At 62.4% G+C, this 23,255-nt stretch carries 18 protein-coding genes; all 18 read right to left on the minus strand.

Annotated features, from left to right (window positions below):
* Window positions 1–271 precede the first annotated feature (271 nt).
* Entirely contained in the window at window positions 272–1,177 is a 906-nt protein-coding gene (locus RM531_RS15425; protein ID WP_311660565.1) for a hypothetical protein, read from the minus strand.
* A 152-nt stretch (window positions 1,178–1,329) separates the two neighbouring features.
* Complete coding sequence (locus RM531_RS15430) at window positions 1,330–2,403, minus strand: MraY family glycosyltransferase (RefSeq protein WP_311660566.1); 1,074 nt, start codon at window positions 2,401–2,403, stop codon at window positions 1,330–1,332.
* A gap of 132 nt (window positions 2,404–2,535) precedes the next feature.
* Window positions 2,536–3,645, minus strand: coding sequence for a glycosyltransferase family 4 protein (locus tag RM531_RS15435; RefSeq protein WP_311660567.1), 1,110 nt, complete (start codon window positions 3,643–3,645; stop codon window positions 2,536–2,538).
* Window positions 3,646–3,657: 12 nt separating this feature from the next.
* Entirely contained in the window at window positions 3,658–4,665 is a 1,008-nt protein-coding gene (locus RM531_RS15440; protein ID WP_311660568.1) for an NAD-dependent epimerase, read from the minus strand.
* A 250-nt stretch (window positions 4,666–4,915) separates the two neighbouring features.
* Window positions 4,916–6,208, minus strand: a complete 1,293-nt coding sequence (locus tag RM531_RS15445; RefSeq protein WP_311660571.1) for a nucleotide sugar dehydrogenase — start codon at window positions 6,206–6,208, stop codon at window positions 4,916–4,918.
* A 276-nt stretch (window positions 6,209–6,484) separates the two neighbouring features.
* Window positions 6,485–7,495: an EpsG family protein gene (locus tag RM531_RS15450; RefSeq protein WP_311660572.1), complete on the minus strand. Its 1,011-nt coding sequence runs from the start codon at window positions 7,493–7,495 to the stop codon at window positions 6,485–6,487.
* A gap of 27 nt (window positions 7,496–7,522) precedes the next feature.
* Window positions 7,523–9,424 carry an asparagine synthase (glutamine-hydrolyzing) gene (asnB, locus tag RM531_RS15455; RefSeq protein ID WP_311660573.1) on the minus strand — a complete coding sequence of 634 codons (1,902 nt, stop codon included), beginning with the start codon at window positions 9,422–9,424 and terminating at the stop codon, window positions 7,523–7,525.
* Window positions 9,424–10,437, minus strand: a complete 1,014-nt coding sequence (gene galE, locus RM531_RS15460) for a UDP-glucose 4-epimerase GalE (RefSeq protein ID WP_311660575.1) — start codon at window positions 10,435–10,437, stop codon at window positions 9,424–9,426. Before galE ends, asnB begins: the two co-directional genes overlap by 1 nt.
* Window position 10,438: 1 nt before the next feature.
* Window positions 10,439–11,548 (minus strand): glycosyltransferase, encoded by a 1,110-nt coding sequence (locus RM531_RS15465; RefSeq protein ID WP_311660577.1) that lies wholly within the window; start codon window positions 11,546–11,548, stop codon window positions 10,439–10,441.
* Window positions 11,549–11,606: 58 nt separating this feature from the next.
* Window positions 11,607–12,701, minus strand: a complete 1,095-nt coding sequence (locus tag RM531_RS15470; RefSeq protein ID WP_311660578.1) for a glycosyltransferase family 4 protein — start codon at window positions 12,699–12,701, stop codon at window positions 11,607–11,609.
* Window positions 12,698–13,510 (minus strand): sulfotransferase family 2 domain-containing protein, encoded by an 813-nt coding sequence (locus RM531_RS15475; RefSeq protein WP_311660579.1) that lies wholly within the window; start codon window positions 13,508–13,510, stop codon window positions 12,698–12,700. Before RM531_RS15475 ends, RM531_RS15470 begins: the two co-directional genes overlap by 4 nt.
* A complete protein-coding gene (locus RM531_RS15480) occupies window positions 13,507–14,619 on the minus strand; it encodes a glycosyltransferase (protein WP_311660581.1) in 1,113 nt (370 codons plus the stop codon). The genes RM531_RS15475 and RM531_RS15480 overlap by 4 nt, the downstream gene beginning before the upstream one ends.
* Window positions 14,619–15,509 carry a sulfotransferase family protein gene (locus RM531_RS15485; protein ID WP_311660604.1) on the minus strand — a complete coding sequence of 297 codons (891 nt, stop codon included), beginning with the start codon at window positions 15,507–15,509 and terminating at the stop codon, window positions 14,619–14,621. Before RM531_RS15485 ends, RM531_RS15480 begins: the two co-directional genes overlap by 1 nt.
* On the minus strand, window positions 15,509–16,651 hold the full coding sequence (locus tag RM531_RS15490; protein WP_311660583.1) for a glycosyltransferase: 1,143 nt from the start codon (window positions 16,649–16,651) through the stop codon (window positions 15,509–15,511). Before RM531_RS15490 ends, RM531_RS15485 begins: the two co-directional genes overlap by 1 nt.
* Window positions 16,652–16,701: 50 nt before the next feature.
* Window positions 16,702–17,652 carry a glycosyltransferase family 2 protein gene (locus RM531_RS15495; RefSeq protein ID WP_311660585.1) on the minus strand — a complete coding sequence of 317 codons (951 nt, stop codon included), beginning with the start codon at window positions 17,650–17,652 and terminating at the stop codon, window positions 16,702–16,704.
* Window positions 17,653–17,716: 64 nt separating this feature from the next.
* The gene (locus RM531_RS15500; RefSeq protein WP_311660587.1) at window positions 17,717–19,528 is read right to left on the minus strand and encodes an ABC transporter ATP-binding protein; all 1,812 of its coding nucleotides are present in this window, start codon (window positions 19,526–19,528) and stop codon (window positions 17,717–17,719) included.
* Between the two features lie 46 nt (window positions 19,529–19,574).
* Window positions 19,575–21,788 (minus strand): polysaccharide biosynthesis tyrosine autokinase, encoded by a 2,214-nt coding sequence (locus tag RM531_RS15505; RefSeq protein ID WP_311660588.1) that lies wholly within the window; start codon window positions 21,786–21,788, stop codon window positions 19,575–19,577.
* A 95-nt stretch (window positions 21,789–21,883) separates the two neighbouring features.
* Window positions 21,884–23,083, minus strand: coding sequence for a polysaccharide biosynthesis/export family protein (locus RM531_RS15510; protein ID WP_311660589.1), 1,200 nt, complete (start codon window positions 23,081–23,083; stop codon window positions 21,884–21,886).
* Between the last annotated feature and the right edge of the window lie 172 nt (window positions 23,084–23,255).

Here is a 23,255-nt window from a genome sequence, read left to right on the forward strand (position 1 = left end):
ACCGCCCTACGGCCTTTCTAGAAATCCCAAACCGTAGGGCGTGATTCATCACGCCTAACACCACAAACCGGCCCCTGCCGCCGCAAGCCGGCGGCATGAATGCTGCCCTACCCTGCATTTCATGATTCGCTGTCATGGCCTGACCCAAACGAAGAATGCATAACCAAATCCCCGTTACAAAAAAGGCGGCCAGACAAATCGCCTGGCCGCCTCGTTCTGCCGATTGCAGTCTCGTTGCGGCTAACGGCAGCCGCTTGGCAGAGGGAGGGCCTTAGATGCCCCCGCCACCACCGCCGCTGCCGCCGGTTCCACCCGTGCCACCGGTCGGATCGTTTTCAACGCCGCCGGCATCCACATCATTGTTATCCGGCGCAGTATCACCAGCCGCGACCTGGGCTTCCGGAGTACCAAGCGCCATGGCGGCATCGTCAATGGCAGCCGTTACCACGTTGACGTAGTTGGCCATATAGGGCGCGTTAACTGCCATGCCCCCGTTCATACCGTCGATCACGCCATCGCCGGCATCTTCACTCAACGCGCGTAGCACGGCGAGGGCGCCGCCGCCGCCATTCTCCTGGGCAACGACTGACAGGCCAGCGAGATAAATCGCATACAAATCCGGCTCGCCTTCGCCGAGAGAATTATCAGCCGTGTTCTCGTCAACGAGCGTGGGGACCGTCAGAATGCTGGAAAGGCCAGGCGCGAGCGATGCGCGCACGATCTCGTTGATGCCTTGCACAGCACCCGTCGTAATCGGGAAAAGGCCCTGGGCGACGGCTTGCTGATAGGCAACCTCGGTCAGCGGTGTCACGCCAACAACGCCGCCAGTACTCGGGACGATGGCGTGCATCTCGTCACCCGCCGGAAACGGCTGGTACTGGTCGGTCGCTTCGTCGAAGTACTGCGCATCATCGTCGTCACCGACAATTTCAACCACCACCGGGCCATCGTAGCTGCCGGCCGGCACCTGCACGGTACCGCTCGTGCCGGTATCCCCGCTGCCGATCAGGGTCGAATCATCGGCCTGGTAGAAATTGACGGTCGCGTTCTGGATAAGGCCCAACGAACCGGTACCGCCCGCGGTCGTCTGACCGCCACCGCCGCCACCACTGCCGCCGCATGCAGCCACCAGAATCAGCGACGAGCATGCTAGTGACGTCTTTACAAACTTCCTCATGGTTCACCCCACTGTCCAAACACGATGAATTAGCGCGTGCCCAAGCATTCCATCAGGCAGCAGCAGACACCCGCACTCGCCTGAAATATCAATTGCCAAGGATAACGCCAAGGTACCGAACTCAAATTGGATGTCAAACGATCGGCGCAAACTCAGTCAGTCGCCGCTTGCTCTGCTGCAGCCTTTCGCCAGCGCTTCGTCTGCAATCGCCAAACACCACTCATGGCCGCCACGTAGATGACTGTGACGACGAGGAATCCGTAGAAGAGCGCGTCTGCCGGCAGGCCCTGCCAGTAAGCGGTAACGCCAATGCCGATAAAGGCGGCGGCCACCGCATTCCAGACAACCGTGGTCTGCCCCGGTGTCAAACCGGCGGCGAGGAGTACGTGATGGAAATGCCGCCGATCTGCGCCCATGGGGCTCGTGCCGCGCAGCGTGCGAGCCATGATGAGATAACCAGTATCCAGCAGCGGCAACCCGAACAACCAGACCATCACCATTGGTTGTACCGGCGCGGCAGCCGGCTGCGACGATGCCACCGCACACCAGGTAAGGGCAAACCCGAGCAGGATGCTGCCGCCATCACCCATGAACACTCGAGCGCGGCCGCGCCACGGATGGCGAAGATTGAACAGCAGGAATCCCAATATCGTCGCCGCCAGAATAGCCGCGAGGATCGTGACGCCCGCGTGAGCACTCCCTATCACCATGAACGCCATCGCCGCTTGCAACCCGAACAAACCGGCAAGACCGTCGACACCATCAATCATGTTGACCGCATTCATGACGCCAACGCAGGCGAACAAGGTGAAGACGACGCCAGCCAGCCCCGGCAGCGTGATATTCCCCAGCCCGACCAGATCACCGAGCTGGACAATACGCATCTCCGGCACCAGCACGAAGGCAACAAACGTGATGACGACCTGAAAAAGCAAACGACGCCGGGCGCTCAGATGGAAAAGATCATCGCCAATGCCAACGGCAGTCGCCAACGCGAGGCCGGCGTACAGCGCGATATGCATCGTGCCCAGACCGAGAAACCAGGGCACGATCAAGAGAATGGTAAGGGCCATCGCCAGGCCGCCGGCCACAGGCACAGTGCGATCGTGATGCTTGTGGCCACCAGGCGCATCGATCAACCCGATGCGCCAGCTAAACCTCTCCACGAAGAAAATAGCCAGCACACAGCACGGAAGGGCCAAAATTGCCGGCCAAAGCATATCCATCAGGCCGCCCCCGACCAGTTACAAACATTGTTGACGCCCCGAGGGTTACCAACCCGGGCCGGCGAATGCAAACCAGGCCACATCCAACCCGGCGTGGCGCGCCATCAATGTCTTGCAGGAAGCCCCGGCATGTCAGCTTTCCGAAAGGGCATCCTTGTAGATCGACAGCGTTGCCCGTACGACCTCCTGTTCGGAAAAACTGTCCTCGACGCGCGCACGGCCCTGTCTGCCCATGCGCCGCCTCATCCCGGCATCATCGAATAACTCGCGAAGCGCATCAGCCAGCGCAGCCGCGTCCCGGACGGGCACCAGAAGGCCGTTTTCACCATGCCGGACGATTTCCCGGCACCCAGGGACGTCCGTTGTTACAACCGGCAACGCGCAAGCGGCAGCTTCAATCAGGCTCTTGGGCAGTCCTTCGCGATAGGAAGGCAGGCATGCGACCGCTGCGCCGGCAAGAAGCGCTGACATATCCGTTCGATGTCCCCACCACTCAACCAGACCCGCCGCCGACCACTCATGCAGCTGTGCTTCCGAGATCGACGCCCGGTTCTGTGCATCCGGCGACCCCACCAGAACAAATCGCCACTCATAGCCCTCACGGCGAAGCAGGCCGGCGGCCTCCACGAACTCGCCAACTCCCTTGTCCCACAACATCCGTGACGCGAGCACGACAATGTGACTGTTGTCCCCATCGCCGGGGCGATACACATCGGGATCCACCCCGCTTCCTCGAATGACTACTTGATTACCGATACCCAGGCGCTGGAAATGGGCCGCGTCGTCGTGGTTCTGAACAATCAGACGGCCCCGGCGCAGTAATCGACGAAACGCTGCCGTGACGAATGGCCTTAACGCCCGGGCCAGCAGTGATTGCGATGAAAAAATATATCCAAGCCCGGTAACCGCATTAACCGTTGCCCGGACACCGGCAAGGCGTGCCGCGATCGACCCGTAAAGCACCGGCTTGATAGCCACGTGATGCACCACGTCCGGCCGCTCGCACCGATAAATAGCGATCAGGCGTGCCAGCAGTCGTAGCTCCCGGAATGGGTTCACGCTACGCCGCGAGCACGGCAGGTGAATCAGCTTCAGGCCAGCCTCGCGGATGCGCTGCCCCATCTCACCGACCTGCGTGACCACCACCACCTCATAACCATCGCGCTGCGCGGCAATCGCCAGCGGCAATCGATGGGAACAGAAGTAACTGTCCACCGTTACAAAATAGAGCAGCTTGGGCATTACCAGCCGCTCCTAGGCGTCGTAATAGCCGCGATACCACTCGACAAACCGGGCCACACCCTCCTCGACCGAGGTGGATGGACGATAGCCCACCGCCGCCTCCAGGTCAGAGACATCCGCAAACGTCTCTGGCACGTCACCGGGCTGCAACGGCAGCAGGCGCTTGTCCGCTTTCACGGCGAGGCAGTCCTCGAGCACCTCGATATAACGATTGAGCTCCACCGGCTTGCTATTACCGATGTTGTAGATCCGCCACGGCGCGGCACTGGTGCCCGGATCCGGGCGATCACTGGACCAGTCCGCATCCGGCGTCGCCGTTTCATCGGTGGCCCGCACCACCCCCTCGGCGATGTCATCCACGAAGGTGAAATCCCGCCGATGGTTGCCGTGGTTGAACACGTCGATGGGCTCGCCCGCCAGCATCTTGCGGGTGAACAGGAACAGCGCCATGTCCGGACGTCCCCACGGCCCGTACACCGTGAAGAACCGCAACCCGGTGGTGGGCAGCCCGAACAGGTGCGAATAGGAATGCGCCATCAGCTCGGTCGCCCGCTTGGTGGCCGCATAGATGGCCAGCGGATGATCGGCAATTTCATGGGGCGAAAACGGCATCTGCGTGGAAGCGCCGTAGACGGAGCTGGTGGAGGCATAAACGAGGTGCGTCACCTTCTGGTGCCGGCATCCCTCCAGAATATTCAGCGTGCCCGTCACATTGCTGTCGACATAATCCTGCGGCGCATCCAGCGAGTGCCGCACCCCGGCCTGAGCAGCCAGATGCACCACGCGATCGAACTGCTCCCGCTCGAACAGCGCCGCCACGCCCGGCGCATCGGCCACATCCAGCCGCGCGAATGAGAACGCCTCGTGCGGCGTCAACTGCGCCAGCCGCGCTTCCTTCAAGCTAGGATCGTAATACCCGTTGAGGTTATCCAGCCCGACAACCGTATCCCCGCGCGCCAGAAAGCGCTGGCTGACATGCATGCCGATGAACCCGGCCGCCCCGGTCACCAATACCTTCAAGATCAACTCCCGTCGCTGTTATTCCCGCATTCGGCACCAAGCGTCCAGGCCCCGGCGCCACGTCACCCGGCCGAATGAATTCGGCCCTACCCGGCAGTCGTAGGGCGGAATTCATTCCGCCTAATACTTGGCCGAATAAATTCGGCCCTACGCCAAAACCACCAGGCCGTAGGGCGCAATTCATTGCGCCTCACGCCAGGACCGGCCAACGATGGCATTCCCGGCAGGCCGAATGAATTCGGCCCTACGGCTACAATCGCCCATCCGTCTCGCCTGCCGGAAAACAATGCTTAACGTCGTACACCACATGCGCCGGTTTCCCGCGGTCACGAACCCAGGCGCTACCCTGCGCCCGGAATTCCCGATGGGCGACCGCCACGATCAGGCCGTCATAAGCCTCGGCCTCTGGCGCATCAACCAGCGCAATACCGTACTCGGCCTGCACCTCGTCCGCATCCGCCCACGGGTCATGCACATCAACCGCCACGTTCAACTGCTCTAACTCGCGCACGATATCCACCACCCGCGTATTGCGGATATCCGGCGTGTTTTCCTTGAAGGTGATGCCCATCACCAACACCCGGGCGCCATTCACGTGAATGCGCCGCTGCAGCATCAACTTGACCAGTTCACCGGCGATGAAACCGCCCATGCCGTCATTGATGCGCCGGCCGGCCAGGATCATTTCCGGGTGGTAGCCGATCGCCTGCGCCTTGTAGGTCAGGTAATACGGATCCACCCCGATGCAGTGCCCACCCACCAGGCCCGGCGTGAACGGCAGGAAATTCCACTTGGTACCGGCCGCCGCCAGCACTTCCTGGCTATCCAGCCCCAGCCGCCCGAAAATCATGGCCAGCTCGTTGACCAGCGCCACGTTGATGTCGCGCTGGATGTTCTCGATCACCTTGGCCGCCTCGGCCACGGCGATGCTGGATGCCTTGTGAATGCCGGCCGGCACGATTTCCCCATACAAGTCCGCCAGCCAGTCGCACACCTCGGCAGACGACGCCGCCACCACCTTCACGATGCTGTCCAAGCGGTGATCCGGGTCGCCCGGGTTCGCCCGCTCCGGGCTGTAGCCCACATGAAAATCCCGCCGGTAGGCCAGGCCCGAACCCGCCTCCAGCAACGGGACGCACACATCCTCGGTGGCGCCCGGATAAACCGTGGACTCGTAAACCACTGTATCCCCGGGCCGCAACAACGGCCCAAGCATGCGGCTGGCCTTCTCCAGCGGGCCGAAATCCGGCACGCGAGCAGGCGTGACCGGTGTTGGCACGGTCACCACATAAAGATTGCACCCGCGCAAATCCTCGGTTCGATCCGAGAACGAAAGATGCTTGGCAGCCTGCAGCGCCGAGTCCGTCACCTCCCGCGTCCGGTCATGGCCGGCCTGAAGGCCAGCCACCCGACGGGGATCAATATCAAACCCAACGGTGGGATAACGCCCCCCGAAAGCCACCGCCACCGGCAGCCCCACGTAACCCAGCCCAATCACCCCGATCACGGGCTGTTCATTCACCATGCCCTGCCCCTGCTGCATCCGGTCCGCCCCCGGATAAAAACCGAATCAATCAAACCAATACCACCAAACCGTAGGGCGCAATTCATTGCGCCTAACGCCAAAAACCAAACCCCGGCACCGCATCATCCGGCCGGATAAACCCGGCCCTACTCGGCAGCGTCGAATAACCCGGCCGGATAAATCCGGCCCTACACCGTAGCGCCGGATCACCCGGTCGAATGAATTCGGCCCTACATCAAAACCGCCGGACCGTAGGGCGCGATTCATCGCGCCTAACGCCTAACACCTTACCCCTCACTCCCCAACCACCGGCCAAAACTGATAAGGCAACCACGCAAACGCATGCGTCGCGTAATTCAGCCAGACAAACAGCACCGCCCCGTAGAACACGAGGATGGCATACCGCACCAACGCCCGCTGCGACCCCACAAACCGCAACGGCAGATAACTCCACACCACCAACTGCAACGGAATGAAGTACAACGCCATACGGTCAACCGCCGTCGGCGCCTGCATCACCAGCCCAAGGCAGGCCAAACTGAACACCGACACCCAGAACCACAAGGCCCGCTGTTCCGTGGTCATGGGAATCCGCCGATGCAGCAACAGGAACACCGCCGCCGGCAATGCATTCATCGACACCCGAATCAACGCCCCTTCCGAGGCATAGGCGTAGTCCGTCTGAACGTAGTTGTACCAAAGCCGTTGCGCATGCTCGGCCAGAAACACCAGGTAGAACACGGCGCCGGCAATACCCACCCAGATACTGGTCGCCAACCGCCGGCGCGTATTGGCTAGCACCGCAAACGGCAACAACAGCACGGCCGACTTGTGGAAACTGGCGGCCAGGGCGATATAAAACACGAACCAGGCATTACGCCGGTCCGTCAGATAGGCCAGCCCGATCATAGCCAGCCCGATGGCTACCGCCTGCCGCGTGTAACCCATGGCGACCACAATCACCAGGTACGGCATGGCCACGGCAACGGCAAGCAACGAATCAGGAAGACGCCGGGCAAACACCGTCAGGCCGGCAGCGAAAACCGCCGCGCAAACCAGATTCACGAACCAAACGCCCGCCCCCAGTGCCGCCGCCACGGAGTTCAGTAGCTGATACCCCGGGTCGCCCAGCGCAAGATTCTGTGCCAGGGAAAACTCCTGAGCGCGGATCAGGTAGCCAACGTAACTGCCCCAGTCCCCGCCAACCTCAAATCGCAGGCCAACCAGCAAAGCGATGGCAATACCCAGCCACCACATCATCACCCGGCCGAGAGGCGCACGGGCCAATGCCAGCCCGGCCGGCACCAGATACATGGACCAATAGACAATCACTTAAGCCGCCTCCAGCCAGGCCTGAAACATCAATACACCCCAGAGCCGCTCGCTGTGGTTCCGCTTGCCGGCAAGATGCTCGGTCCAGGCCCGACGGATCGGCTCGGGGTGAAAGAACCCCTGCTGGCGCAAGCGAGAGGCGTCCAGCAATTCTTCCGCCCAATCCCGCAACGAGCCACGCAACCAATCCCCCACCGGCAACGCAAAACCCATCTTGGGTCGGTCCATCAAGGCCGGCGGCACGTAGCGGTAAAGCACCTGACGCAGCAGCCACTTACCCTGTCCGTGCCGCACCTTGTATGCCGTGGGTACCCGCCAGGCAAACTCCACCAGGCGGTGGTCAAGCAGCGGCACCCGGGCCTCCAGGCTCACGGCCATGCTGGCACGGTCTACCTTGGTGAGAATGTCATCCGGCAAATAGCCCAGCATATCCATCAGCAGCATCTGCTCCCGGAGCCCGGGCAATGCCATTGCAGTACGGTGCAGGACGGTCCGATCGAAGCCGCCACCAATCACAACCTCGTCGGCATCCGCCCAGTGCGACACCAGATCCCGATAAAACCCCGGCCCATCCGCGGCCGCCATCGCCCGGCTGAGCTTTTCCAGCTTGTCCCGCAACTGCGGCACACGCCCGATGTTGGGCACGCCGCCCAGGCGTGTCAGCAGATCGAGTAACCGCCCGAAAAAGCGCCGCAACCCTGGCGGCAACCGGGAAACCCGCGCCCATACGCCGGGGCCGACCACGTGCCGGTTATAACCGGCGAACAGTTCATCACCCCCGTCGCCGGACAAACTCACGGTCACGTGCTGACGCGCCAACCGGCTGACCAGGTACGTCGGAATCTGCGAGGAATCCGCAAACGGCTCGTCGTAGATAGTCGGCAGATGCGGGATCACCGAACGGGCCTCGTCCGCGCTGACATAAAACTCGGTATGGTCCGTGCCCAGATGGCGGGCAACGGCCTTCGCGTGCTCGGCCTCGTTGTAACCGGGCTCGTGAAAGCCGATGGAAAACGTCTTCACCGGCCGCTCACTCTGCGCCTGCATCTGCGCGACCACCGTGCTGGAATCGTAACCGCCGGAAAGGAAAGCCCCCAGCGGCACGTCCGTTGCCATGCGCCGACCCACGGCATCGCGCAGCAGACCGTCCAGCTCGTCGGTCAGCTCGTCCGCCGTGCCACCGGCCCGCGCCACGCCCGCCTCGGCAATACGCGGCAGGTCCCAGTAGCACTGCGGTTCACCGATGCTGCGTCCGCCGTCGCGGATGGCGACGACGTGCGCGGGCGGCAGCTTGGCGATGCCGCGGTAGATGCTGTGCGGCACCGGCACGTGGTTGTAGCGCAGGTACAGCGCCAGGGCATCGCGGTCGATCTCGCCCTGCCAGCGCGGATGCGCGGTCAGGGCCTTGAGCTCGGAACCGAACAGGAACGTGTCGCCATTGCGCCCGTAGTAGAGCGGCTTCTCGCCCATCCGGTCCCGCGCGAGGAACAGCGTAGCCTCGCGCGCATCCCAGAGCGCGAACGCGAACATGCCGTTGAGCCGCGCCAGCGTTTCCGCCACACCCCAGTGTCGCAGCGCGGCCAGTAGGGTCTCCGTGTCCGAGTGGCCGCGCCAGTCGAAGGCACCGCCCTCGGCCGCGAGCTCGGCTCGCAGATCGAGGTGGTTGTAGATCTCGCCGTTGTAGACCAGCGTGTAGCGCCCGCAGGGCGAGCGCATCGGCTGGTGACCGGCCGGCGAGAGATCCTGAATTGACAAACGACGATGCGCCAGCGCCACGCCGGCATTCGCATCCGTCCAGACCCCGGCGTCATCCGGCCCGCGGCGGGTGATGCGCGCGGCCATGCGCTCGGCGATCTCGCCATCCGCCGACGCCCTGCCCCAGAAACCCGCGATGCCGCACATCAGTCGTAGCCTTCCGGATTGGCCTGCTGCCAGCGCCAGACATCCGCCATCATGGCGTCCAGGTCCCGCCGGGTCGACCAGCCCAGTTCCTCGCGGGCCTTGCCGGGATCCGCCCAGCAGGCGGCGATGTCTCCGTCACGCCGCGGGGCGAAATGGTAGGCCACTGCCCGCCCGCTGGCCTTTTCGAAGGCGCGCAACATTTCCAGCACCGAGTAGCCCCGCCCGGTGCCCAGGTTCCACACGTTCACCCCCGGGCGGGTATCCAGCGCCTGCAGCGCCGCGAGATGCCCTTCCACCAGGTCCATCACGTGCAGGTAGTCGCGCACGCCGGTGCCGTCGTGGGTGGGGTAGTCGTTGCCGAACACGGCCAGCGATTCCCGCCGCCCGCTGGCCACCTGGGCGATGTAGGGCACCAGGTTGTCGGGAGTGCCACGCGGCGACTCGCCGATGCGCCCGCTCTCGTGCGCCCCCGTCGGATTGAAGTAGCGCAGCACCCCGATGCGCCAGCGCGGGTCCGAGGCGGCCATGTCCGTCAACACCTGCTCCACCATCAGCTTGGAGCGGCCGTAGGGATTGCTCGGCGTGCCCGTGGGCAGCCCCTCGTGCCACGGCAGGGGATGGCCCTCGCCGTAGACCGTGGCCGAGGAACTGAACACCAGGCGGCGCACGTCCGCCGCCGCCATGGCCTGGCAGAGCATTATCGCCCCGCCGACGTTGTTCTCGAAGTACTCGAGCGGCTGCTCGACGCTCTCGCCCACCGCCTTGAGCCCGGCGAAATGCATCACCGCATCCACGTGATGTTCGGCAAAGATCTCGTCCAGCAAGCGGCGATCGCGCACGTCACCCTCGACCAAGGGCACCGCCCGGCCACCGATCTCCGCGGCACGGGTCACCGCCTCGGCCGAGCCATTGGCCAGGTTGTCCAGCACGACCACCTCGTGCCCCGCCTCCAGCAGCACCACGACGGCATGCGAGCCGATGTAGCCGGCGCCGCCGGTTACCAGAATCTTCATCTCACTCCTCGTCTCTTCCGTCGGTACCGCGGTACACGGCCAGGTATTTTTCAGCCATCGCGTCGAGTGAATAGCGTGCCACCACGCGATCACGCGCGGCCGTGCCGAGGCGTTGGCGTTGTTCGTCGGGCAGGTACAGGGCGCGTTTCATCGCCTCGGTGAGCGCTTGCGCGTCCCGCGGCGGCGCCAGGAAACCCGCACCGCCGACTACCTCGCGCACCCCGCCGCAGTCCGTGGCCACCACCGGCCGCTCGCAGGCCATGGCCTCCGCCACCACCAGCCCGAAGCCTTCCCAGGCCGAGGACAGAACGAACAAATCGCAGGCGGACATCAACGCCGGCACGTCATGGCGTACGCCCAGAAATCGCACCCGGTCCGCCACGCCCAGCGAGTCGGCCCGGGCCCCCAGCTCGTCCCGCAATGGTCCGTCGCCCACGATCACGAGCGTCGGCGGCACGGGCCCTGCCCCCAACCCGGCGAGGGCGTGCAAGAGGTTGGGGTAATCCTTCTGCTCCCACAAGCGGCCCATCGCCAGCAGCAACGGCGTGGATTCCTCCAGGCCGAGCTCCGAGCGGACATGCGCCCTTGCGACCGGGTCGAAGGCAAAGGCCCCGGTGTCGATGCCGTTGTGAATGGCCAGCATGCGCCCCGGCTTGACGGCACCCTGCTGCTCGAAGACCGCCACCGCCTCATCGGAGACATTGGTGGAGATATCCGCCAGGCGATCAGTCAGCCGATAGGCCCACATCCTCCCACGCCCCTCCTCGTTGGTGTTGTGCGCGCTGGAGACCAGCCAGGGCATGGATGTGACTAGACGCAACAGCCGGGTCAGGATATTGGCATGCACTAGGTGGCTGTTCACCACGTCCGGGCGAAATGCCCGAATGAACCGGCGGAAACGGCACATCGCGGCCAGCACGCCCAACGGACTGCGACGCATGTCCAGATTCTCCAACCGCACCCGCGGATCACACGGGCGCAATTCGGCCTCACCATGAAACCGGACCAGCAGCACCTGATGACCGTCGGCGGCATACCGATCCGCCAAATCGGTAACCAAACGCTCCGCGCCGCCGACGCCCAGGCTTGTAATCACCAACGCGATTCTCACCGACCCACCCTGCCGACTCCAATCGAGCTCTTGCCGTCCGGGCCGGACCTCCCCAGACTCATCCCACGTCCAGCCCGCGCAGCATCGCTTCCCATTCCTTTCGTATTCCCTCGGGCCGATACCGCTGCGCGTTTTCCCCGGCCGCATCCGCCATGGCGGCCCGCTTGCCGGCATCGCGCATCACATCGGCCAGACCCTCCGCCAGTGCCTGTGGGTCTTCGGGCACCGCCAACCGACCACTGCCACCGGAAAGCACCTCGCGCGGGCCGGTGGGGCAGTCCGTGGAGACGCTGGGCAAGCCGAAATGCTGGGCCTCCAGGAGCGTCATCGGCAGCCCTTCCCAGCGGGAGCTCATCACGTACAAGGAGGCGGCACGGTACTCGCTCGCCACGTCACGCACCTGGCCCACGAATACCACCGAATCCTCGACCCCCAGCTCGGCGGCCAAGGCCTTGAGGGCGGTTTCCTCTTCGCCACCGCCGACGATGCGCAGCAGCCAGCCTTCCCTTGCCGATCCGATCAACGCCCAGGCTCGCAGCAGCACGTCGAACCCTTTCTGCCTCGTCAGGCGACCGACCGCCAGGGCGATGGCACGACTGTCTTCCTGACGCGGCGATGAATCGCCGGTTTCCGGGAAACGAGGGATCGGGTTCCAGATCGCCTGGACCCGGTCGGTAATCCGGTATTTCTCACGCCAGGCCTCGGCATCCCGCTCGGTCAGCACCACCACCCGGTCGCTCAGGCGGGACGCCGCCAGCCGTGCCAGATCCCGCATGCGCGTGCCGTGACTGGTGGTGAGGTTGAAGTGCTCCCAGCAGATGACCTTGGCCGAGGATCGCCATGCCCAGGGCACGCAGAACGCGAACAGGATGGTGTCCACCAGGATCATGGCATCCGCGCCCGACGACCGGGCCTCGCTCTTCAAGGAACGTGAAATGGCCGCGGCACGACGCAGGCTGCCGCCGGCCGGCTCCAGTCCGGCGGATTTCACTCGGATCTCGTCCGGCATGTCGAACCAGGGGTCAGCCGGACCAAACAGGCTCAGGATACTCACCTCGTGCCCTGCCTCGGCGAGCGCGGCGGCGATCTCCGTCGTCACTCGCTCCGTGCCGCCGTAGGCGGAGATGTCACCAATGACGAAGAGCAGTTTCACCCCACCTCCTTGTCAAACAAGTGCCCGAATGCCTGGAGATCGGCCCGGTACAACTGATTAATCTGGTCGACCAACTCGTCGCTCAATAGTGACGCCTTGCCCGGGGTTTCACCGGTCTTTCGATAGTGTTCATTGAGCTCATCGGCTGTCAGTCGCCAGGCATCCGATACCCGGACTTTTCCCGACGTGGCGTTAGCCCTGCCGGGCAACAAGTGCGCAAGTCCCGCCCTCTCCATGGTTTCGTCGAACTCATCTACGCGTTTCACCACGTCGTAGTCCACGGGCAGCAGCTGCTGACGTTGTGTATAGATGTGGCGATCATGGCGCCCACCCACCTCCGTCTTGCCGGCAAAACATGCAGTTATATAGCCGGAGACGAATTCCTCGAAACTGGATTTGCACGGATCCCGTTTGGTGACTGCTCGGTAATCAGCAAAGATCGTGCGGTTGCCTTTTTGCTGAATAAACTTGTTCTGGAAGCACGAAACCACCCGGTCCAGCGGGTGACGGACGAACACCATGACGTGACGGGCGCGCTCGATCTCCTTCCTGCTGCGAACCAGATGGTTAAGAAACAGGAAGTTGAAGATGGACTGATTCTCCGCTCGCTTCAGGGCCGAGGCGTTTTCCACGATCGACCGAATCGAGGAAGAGGCGTTCTTGTGGATGGCGCAGAACACGTACCACTCGCCATCCACCTTGACTTGGAAATGGGGGGCTTCGGTTGGCAGATAGAGGGAGCGGCCAGCCGTCCGCTTGGCCAACCGCAGCGCGGCATCCCTCCAGTTGTCGCTTTTCAGGACGGTCACGAATCGTCTCCTTCGATCAGGCCCATTACGTGCAGATACTCCTGTGCCACCCGAGCCGCCTTGAACCTCTCCAGATGTTGAAAAAGTCCGCGTGTTTCCGCCGGACGACTGGCGGCCGCCACGATGCTACGAGCCAACGCACTGCTGTCCCCCACGGGAACCAGTTCGCCGTACTCGCCCTCCCCCAAGACTTCACTCGGCCCACTGGGACAGTCCGTCGACACCACACCTGTCCCGCATGCCAGGGCCTCGACAAGCACATTGCCGAAACCCTCCCAACGGGAGGACAGGGCAAAGACGTCGGCCGCGGCGATGTAGCGATACGGGTTGGGATCGAAGCCGGCAAACTCGACGATCTCGCCAATGCCCAGTTCCCGGGCCAATGCTTCGAGTTCCTCGCGGCGCTCGCCCTGCCCCAGCACCACCAGCCGCACCGGTCGCTGCCGGTTTACCTCGCTGATCGCGCGCAGCAGGGTGTCGTGATCCTTCTGTGCGGTCAGGCGTCCCACGGTCACCACCGTCAGCGAGCCCCGATCGGGCTCGAACCACGGGTGGTCCACGGGCTCCGCCGCCTTGCGGTAGAAGTCCTCGGTCAGGATCGGGTTGTAAATGGTGTGAACCTTCTCGCGCTTCAGGCCGGCGGCGCGACGGATGTCCTCGCTCACGCCCTGCGAGACGCCGATCACGCCGGCGGCCCCGCGCAAGTACCAGCGCGCAGCCAGCGGCATCAGCCACCGCTCCTTCCAGCGCGAGGCATGGCGGCAGTGCCGCGAGAAATGGATATGCGAGACCACGTAGACAGGTACGGAACGGCCTCTGGCTGCCTGAAGAGACAGTACGCCAGCCCCTTCCATCATCGCCAGCAACACGTCTGGCGCCTGCGTGTCCACGTAATGGGCAATCGCGGCACGCCACGCGCGCGCCCCGCCAGACCGAGCCACGTGCACGCCCGAACCCGGCGGTACTTCCCCCATCAGCTCGCCCTCGCCCTGGGCCAGCACGAAATCCACCGCATGACCCGCGGCGACGAACTCATGGGCGAGGTTAACGGATACCCGTTCCGCTCCCGCCCCCGCCAGGGAATAGATCACGATGCCGATACGGGCCATTAGTGCCGCCAGTGCTCGATTTCGCGGCCGAGCAAGTGCTCGACTGCCTCGACATCCGGCCGGAAATGCTCGCGGAGCTCCGCCTCGAAGGCCGCGCTGATCGCCGGCTTGCCGCCGGGTTTGCGATTGAAGCGCGCCAGGATGTCCGAGGGGTGAATACCCATTCGCGACATGGCACCCTTCAAGCCGCGATAGACCCAGCCATCGTCATCCACCATCTTCCGATGGCGTTCCGCCAACCAACGGAAGCGATGCCGGCGGGCGGTGTTCACCGCGCAGAAGTCGCTGCGACGGTCATCCTCCAGCCCGAGGAAATCCAACACCTGCCGATACCCCGCCCGGGGATCGGCAAAGAACTCCTCGAATACCAGCACCAGCCGTTGCTCCGCGGGCACCTTTTTAAAGAACGCCGGCAACTGCTCCCGGTAATGGAATATCTCACGGTACTGCAGGAAGCGCGGCTCCCGGCAGGTAGCGGGTATGTCTCGGCCCTCAGCCCGCGCCGCCTGTAACCGCCAGGCACGCTCGAAGTCCGCCATATCCTCGTTCAGGTTGTGCAGCAGCTCGCCATGGAACGATCGCACCGCCGCTACCGGATCACGGACCAGCACGATGAACTTGGCCTCCGGGTACCGCTCAAGTATCCGGTCGATTGCCACGTCCGAATGGATTACCGAAGCCGAGGCATCGCCTCGTTGCTGATATGGTTCGGCATCCCGATACAACGCCCGGTACTCATATCCGGTCGTCACCTCCCGCGAACCGGGGTAATCCTCGGTAAAATAGTGCGGCTCCTTGATCTTGGGAACGAAGACGTCGGGGTGACTACCCAGGTAATCGTAGAGGGATGTCGTGCCCGCTTTCGGATACCCCGCGATAAAGAAATGCATCACTGAGACTCCGAGGAGTTCATTCGGGGACTGCCGACCAACGAGTCAAACAGTTGCTCGTACTCCCGCGCGACTCGCTTGTCCGTAAAGCGCTGCGCGTACCGCAACAGTTTTTCTTTCGGTTTCGGCTCCGTAGCCGCCTTCTTGATTGCGGAAGCCAGAGCCTCCGGTTGACCGCCTTCATAAAGAAAGCCGTATTCACCGTACCCGAGCACCTCGGGGGGTGCCCAGGCCGAGGCATTGGCCACCACCTGGCAACCGCAGGCCATGCTCTCGATCAGGACATTGCCGAACCCCTCCCACACGGAAGGCAACACGAAGATCTCCGCCTTGCGATACCACGCGAACGGGTCGTCCACGTAGCCGGTGAACTCGACTCGCTCATCCAAATCCAGCTCGGCCACCAGGGCTTCGAGCCGTCCGCGCTCGGGGCCATCGCCCATCACCACTAGGTGGTAGCGCTCCTCCAGGAACTGGAGTGCGCTTATGGCTTCGTCGATTTTCTTGTATCCCGTGAGTCTCGAAGAAACGGCGATCAGTCCAGGCTCCTTAACGGTGAAATCCGGTTCAGGGAGAGCCGATTCCTTGAGCACCGGATTGTGAATCACTGAGACCCCCGGTAGACGCGAGAAATATTTCTCGAAGTCCTCTTTTACAGCCCGGGAGACGTAAACAAGATGGTCCGCACTGGGGTAAGTGAGCTGAACCGCCTTGCGGATCATCCGCCCCTGCTTTTCGCTCCACATATTTTCCAATTGCGGAGTAATAACACTGTGAACTGTCAATACCAGCTTACAATCATACCGAGAAACAAGTCGTGCCAATGCAGCAAGAACGTTGGGATGCACCATGGCCGAGACCACAAGATCCGGCCGAATCCGGCGTATCGCCTTTACTAGAGGGAGAAAGGACTTCTTCAATCCTTCATGACCAAGTTCGATGACGGTGACGTCAGCCGACAGGTTATCCACTGACTCGTTCAGAGTTCCCGTAATCACCAGAAAGAGATCATAACGCTGCTTATCCAGACCATTGAGCACATGACGAAACACTTCCGCTATGCCATAACGAAACTGTCCAGAGCCAAAATAGAAAAACAGAAGCCGTTTCCTGAATGAATCCATTGCCGCGCTACGCATCATTTAATCTAGTCGCCCCGCGACGAAATCCACTGATGAAATCATTTACCTATCTATGAATGCCGAACAAAGCAGCCAGCCCGTTTTCGATCCAATAAAAACAGAATAACTCCAATTGGATAAGACATAAAAACCAAACATCTTGCTTTGAAACCATTCACGCCTTTAAGAGTCATTGTAGTCGGAATCTTAAGATGTAACGAAACTCGCGTAAAATACGCAGCCTCCCTCACAAAAAATTTTGGATTCATGAAAAAGCAATCCAGGTTCTCGTTTAACATATGTTTTGCATGCAATCGATGCGCTTCGTATTTGCGTGACATGGGCAACGAAGTAAGCTGTTCTTGGGGAGAATCGTGGTTGTATGTCATGATGCCGGCCTTCAGAAATAAAATATTGTACTTTTTGGCAATCCTGAAAAAAACAATCCTTTCTGGAAAAAAACTAATTCTTCCTACGCCGCATTCTGGAAAGGGAAATTCTTTTAGAACGTCTGCCCGAAGAAATCCACTAAAATCCCCTTTTATCTTGTCTTTAAGTCGCAGCCTTCTAAGATCTCCAATAAAATAATCTTCTGCGAATTTGTCACCAAATAGCTCTCCATTCGCTGTAACACATCTGCCCAAGACACCCGCGCAGTCCGCCTTTTTTTTTGCTGAAATGTTATGCCAAGACGCGAAAAGCTTACCAAGTGACCCTGGCAACAATTCATCGTCAGAATCTAACGGCACGACGAAATCGCCCCGCGCCATAGAGACGCCGCGGTTAAATGCGATATGTTTACCCGAGTTCTTCTGGTATACATACCGGATTTGGAATCCGGATTCTTGTTTGAGCTTATTGATCAAGCACCCTGTATCGTCTCGAGAGCCATCATCGACAACGACCCATTCGAATAGCACTGATTCCTGCTTAAGCAAGCTTTCATACAATCTAGGAATGGCCCAAGCACGATCATAGGTACATGTCAATACGGTAATGATGGGTACACGTGAGGTTTTCATTCAGTGCCTCAGCCAATTTTGGTGATGCCTATCTCGTCTGACTTCTGCTGCATGTGCTTCGGAGTCAGGCATGATCTGCCATGCGCTTGAATAAGGCATTTCGCTGGGCAAGTTCGTCGAACGAACCACAATCGGTCACCCGCCCATCGGCCATGAGGTAGATGCTGTCGCACTGCTTCACGGTGGCCAGGCGGTGGGCGATCATGATGATGGTCTTCTTGCCGGCGAAGTCGTGGATGGCATCCATGACCAGTTTCTCGGTGATGCCGTCCAGGGCGCTGGTGGCCTCGTCGAGGACCAGCACGTCGGCGTCGTGGTAGAGCGCGCGGGCAATGCCGATGCGCTGGCGCTGGCCGCCGGATAGCTGCACGCCGCGCTCGCCCACGCGGGTTTCCAGGCCGCCGGGCAGTTCTTCGAGCAATTCGTCCAGGTGGGCCATGGTGGCGGCGCGGCGGACCTTGTCGTCATCGATGGCCTCCGGCGACAGGCCGAAAGCGATGTTCTCGCGCATTGAGCTGTCCGCCAGGTAGATGCTCTGGGGCACGAACCCCACGCTGTTCTGCCAGGCGCGACGATTCTGCCTGGTTACTGGCTGACCATCGATGCGCACCTCGCCGGTCTCCGGCAGGATCAGGCCCAAGAGCAGGTCGATGGCGGTGGACTTGCCGGAGCCGGAGGCGCCCACCAGGCCGATCACGCTGTTGGCGGGGATCTCCATGCTCAGCCCGCGCAGGGCCGGTTCTTCCTTGCCGGGGTAGCGGAAGGTGATGTCGTGAAGTTCGATGGATTGCTGCGGTGACCAGTGAGGGGCGTCGGTCGTGTCCTGCTCCCGGTCCTGTGTCCTGCCCGTCTCCATCATGCTGGCGCGCAGGTCGTCACGGACGGCCTCGAAGGCGGCGAGGTTGCCGCGGATCTGCGAGACGCCCTGGTAGACCTGCTGGAATGCCGGCAGCAGCTTGAAGCCGGCCAGGGCGTAGACGGAGAGCACCGGCAGGATGGCGCCGAGGTTGCCCTGGTGGCTGGCCAGCAGGTAGAGGACCAGGAAAATCACGGCGCCGAAGGCGACCAGTTCCATGGCGTAGCGCGGCACCTGGGAGAGCGCCATGGTGGTGCCCTGAGCCCGGGCGAAGCGTTGGCTGGCATCCACGAAGCGGCGGGTGATCGTGTCCTGCCGGCCGAGCAGCAGTACGTCCTTGATGCCGCCGAAGCCCTCCGCCATCAGCTTGAAGCGCTGACGCTGGGCGCGGGTGATCGCCGCGCCGTTGGCGGTCAGCCGCCGGCGCACGGTGCGGTAGAGCAGCAGGTAGGCCACGCCGAAGACGGTTAGCCCCACCAGGGCGACCGCCGGGTTGTAGAGGAAAATGGCCAGTGCCATCAGCGAGGCCATCACCGCTTTGGCATTCATCTGCATGAGGGGATTGATGATCTGGCCGGTGATGCGCTGGGCTTCCTGGGCAATCTGATTGGTGAGCTGGCTGCTGCTGCCGCTGGAATGGAAGAGCCAGTCCTGGTGCATGTATTGACGAAACAGGCGGCTGCCCAGTTCGGCGCCGACCTGGGCGCCGTAGAGCGACAGGCGCCAGACCGTGACCATGGAGATCACCGCCGCGACCGTGAGCATCACCAGTACGCCCACGCCCACCCAGAAGAGGAAGTCCCGCGGTTCGGCCAGGCCGCTGGCGCGGTAGAGGCCGGCGAGCAGGCCGTCGCCCTGCAGCTGCTGCATGTCGCCGACCAGCGTCATGAAGGGCCCGATGGAAATCACCCCGGCGATTTCGGCAAATGCCATCAATACCACCAGGATCTGCAAGCGCCATAGCTTGCGGCGTTGCTCCGGGGCAAGCAGCGCGTAGAGTTCTTTCAGGTCACGGAACATGTCGGCCGCCTAGTCTTGCAGCGCGACCCGGGTGTGGCGTCCGCGCCTACCCGGAACCATACCGGTAGGCGTGGTATCCGTATTTGCCATAGGCGTAGCGGGACACGCCGGGCCGGTAAGCGTTGAATACCAGACCGCTGAGCCGGGCGCCGCTCTGGCGTAGCCGCTTGGTGGCGGTGTCGATTTCGTGCAGGCGGGTCTGGTTGTAACGCCCCACCAGCAGCGTGGTGCCGCTCTGCTCGGCCACGATGACGCCGTCCGTCACGCTCAGCAGTGGCGGCGTGTCGATCAGCACCAGGTCGTACTGCTCGCTCCAGGTCTGAAGCAGGTTTCGGAATCGGGGATTCAGGAGAAGTTCCGACGGGTTGGGGGGAATGGTGCCGCCGGAGAGGAAGTCCATGCGCTCCTCCGCCACGCGATGAATGACGGATTCCGGCGACACTTCACCGGTGACGATATCCGACAGGCCGGGGGAGCGGGACAAGCCGAAGGCGCGGTGGATATGCCCGCGGCGCATGTCGGCATCGACCAGCAGCACGCGTTTGCCGAGTTCACCCACCAGCAGGGCCAAGTTGCTGCTGACAAAGCTCTTGCCGGCGCCGGGCGCCGGGCTGGTGATGCATACCACCGGGCTGCCTGCCTCCATCAGCGCAAACTGCAGGCTGGTACGCAGGCTGCGCAGGGCTTCCAGCGCCAGATCGTCCTGGCTGGTCAGCGCCAGGATGCCCGATTGGCGTTTATCCTGTGCCAGGCGGGACTGTGTTCGGCTGTAGGGAATGGTGGCATAGACCGGCAGGCCCACCTTCTGTTCGATGACATCGGGGTCACGCAATGTCAGGCGTAGTGCGTCGCGCAGGAACGCCAGCCCCAGCCCCAGGATCAGGCCGGCGGCCAGGGCAAGCAGCATGATCCGACTCGTCTTCGGCCAGACCGGCTGGCCGCTGGCATAGGCGCTGTCCACGATGTGGACGAAACCGGTGGTACCGGCCTTGGTGACTTCCAATTCCTGGGCGCGGTTCAGGAGCTGCACATACAGCTCGTTGGCCACCTTGGCGTCGCGCGACAGTTCCAGGAACTGCGCTTCGCGCTCGGGCAGTTTCTGCAGCTTGGATTCGATTTCCCGTCGCTCCTGCTGCAGTTGCGAGCGGGCGCGGCGGACCGATTGCACCGTGGGATGCTCCGCCGTGTACTCCTGCAGCAGCTCGGATTCCTTCAGCTCCAGCTCGGATAACTGTTGCTCGATATCGGATACCTGGCCCAGCAGCCCCTGCGCTTCCAGGCTGAGGTCGACGGAGCCTTCCCGCTCCTGATAATCACGCAGCTTGCTCTGTGCGGTATCGACCTCTTCCTTGAGGTTTGGCAACTGTTCCTGCAGGAACGACAGCGTCTGGCGGGATTGCTCGTTCTGACGCTCCACATTCTGACGCAGATACGCTTCCGTGATGGCGTCGAGCTGGGTCTGCGCCTGCTGCTGCGAACCGGCGGTGTAGCTGATGTCCAGCACGCCGCTCTGGCGGCCGGTTTCGGTGACTTCCAGGCGACTGCGGAGAGATGACACGACACCGCCGATCGGGCGATTCACTACGGTGAAATGCGTGCCTGGCCGTGCCTTCAGCGCCGCCACGAAGATGCGTACCTCGCCTCCGGCGTAATCGGCGGTGGCGACCTGCCCCGCGGTGCCGGTCAGCAGCGTGCGGGCACCCGGCGCCAGCAGGGCAAAGCGCTTGTCCCCCTCGGCCCGCAGGGTCAGCGGCACGCCCAGCAGCGCGTCGGGCACCTCCAGGCGGCCGAGGTCGATTCGCTCACCGCCCCAGGCGTAGCCGTCCAGCAGCCCGCCCAGGGGCAGCCACTGCAGCGGCGGCGCGGCGGGCCGCTCACCCTGGTAGCCACGGGCCATGGCGGCGCCCAGGCGGCCCAGGTGGACCGGGCGGGCGTCGAGGTTGAGGTTGAGTTCGCGCACAGCGGCGCCGATGACCGACCGCGATTTCAGGATTTCCACCTGGGCGCTGCTCTGCGGCTGCTGGGGTCCGATGGCCAGGCTGTCTTCGAACAGGCTTTTCTGCCGCTCTACCTGGACCAGGGCCTGGGCCTGATAGACATCGGACTCGGTATACGCGATGTAGGCACCGACGAGCAGTGAAAGCACCACCGCCGCAATCACCCAAAGCCCGTTCTCGAGTACGACACCGATAAGCTCGCGGACGTTGATGCCGTCATCGCCTTCCACGATGGCAGGGGCTTGAGAGTCTTGTGGTTTCATTCAGTCAGATTCGGTCGCTGAGCCGTCGCCACGCCTTTTCCCCCGACGCCACCAGCAACACTGATGGCGCGGCAAATCGGCGTGTGTTAACAGGTTTAGTTGTTGGAGCGGTCAAAAATCAGGAACGACTGGAACAACAGATTCAGCGTGGGCGTGATTTCCGCCAGGGCACGGTTGAAGTTGACCAGGCTGGCCGCTGAGGCGTAGACCACATCACGCGGTTGCAGTTCGAACTGATGGGCCAGGATCAAGGCCTGCGGCGACTTGGCGTCCAGCTGGTAGACCATCGGATTCAGGTTGGCGACCACCGTGTCATCCTCGGTACGGCGGCGTTCGATCAGGCCGCGGATGACGTAGATCTTGCTGGAATCGGCGGTTGCCAGGTCGAGACCGCCCGCGCCCGTGACCGCATCCGCCAGCGTGATGCCGTCATAACCGACGGGAATGGCCAGTTGCTCCTGAAACTCACCCAGCAGAAATACCTTCTGGATGTTCTCGTCCAGAACCAGACGATCACCGGCCTTCAACCAGAACTCGTCGGCACCGCTGTGCAGCGTGGCCAGGTTGATCGGATAGCTCTGACCGTCACGGATCAAACGCAATGCCTTGCCGGTATACAGACCACCGCTGCCACTACCACCTGACCCGCCGCCGCTGCTCAGTGACTGGCACTGACTGAGGGCTTCGTCGACGGTCATGGGTATATCCGTCACCGGCACTCGGCAGGGGCTCTGGATGTCGCCGGATACGAATACCTGCTTGCTACGGAATTCGATGACCCGGACATCCACCTGTGGGTCGCGGATGACGCGATCCAGGCCGTCGGCAATGCGTCCGCGGATTTCCTCGGTGGTCAGGCCGGCGACATCCATGTCGCCAATAAAGGGGAAGTAGATTTTGCCGCGGGCGTCGACAACCCGGCCGGATGAAGCCACGGACTCGGTGGTGCCGGCCGGATTGGTGAGTTCCTGGTGGCCGTAGACGATGACGCTGAGGATATCGCCCTTGCCAACCCGATACTGCGGATAGCCGTTCTCGTCGGTTGTGGGTAGTCGAGTGTCAGCGGAAGGATTCGCCGCATCCTCGCGCTGCAAGTCGGCAACCAGCGAAGGCGTGATGCGACGGACCGTGGCATCGTATTCGGGGTGCACAGGTTGGCCTGTTTCCGACTGGCGCGGGTCCCCACTGCTGAACCAGGTGGATTCCTGTTCTTCCCCGATATCCACGCGCATGCCGGGAAATGAGCATGCTGACAGCAATAACAACGTCGTTAGCGACGCGGCCACTCGGTTCATCTCTCGCCCCCGCGGCAGAGTTATCGGCACAACTACCCCACGCACCCTACATCGGGTAGACAGGCGCACCATGGAGCCCGCAGACCCTAATGGTTTGGGATTCCAATGTCCACGTTGAAGCGTTTGACGGCAAACGGTGAGGGACAGTTCATCATGCCCGGCACGCGAATCG

Origin of the sequence: Spectribacter acetivorans (assembly GCF_031846305.1) — a bacterium.
Classification (GTDB): Bacteria; Pseudomonadota; Gammaproteobacteria; order Nevskiales; family Salinisphaeraceae; genus Spectribacter; species Spectribacter acetivorans.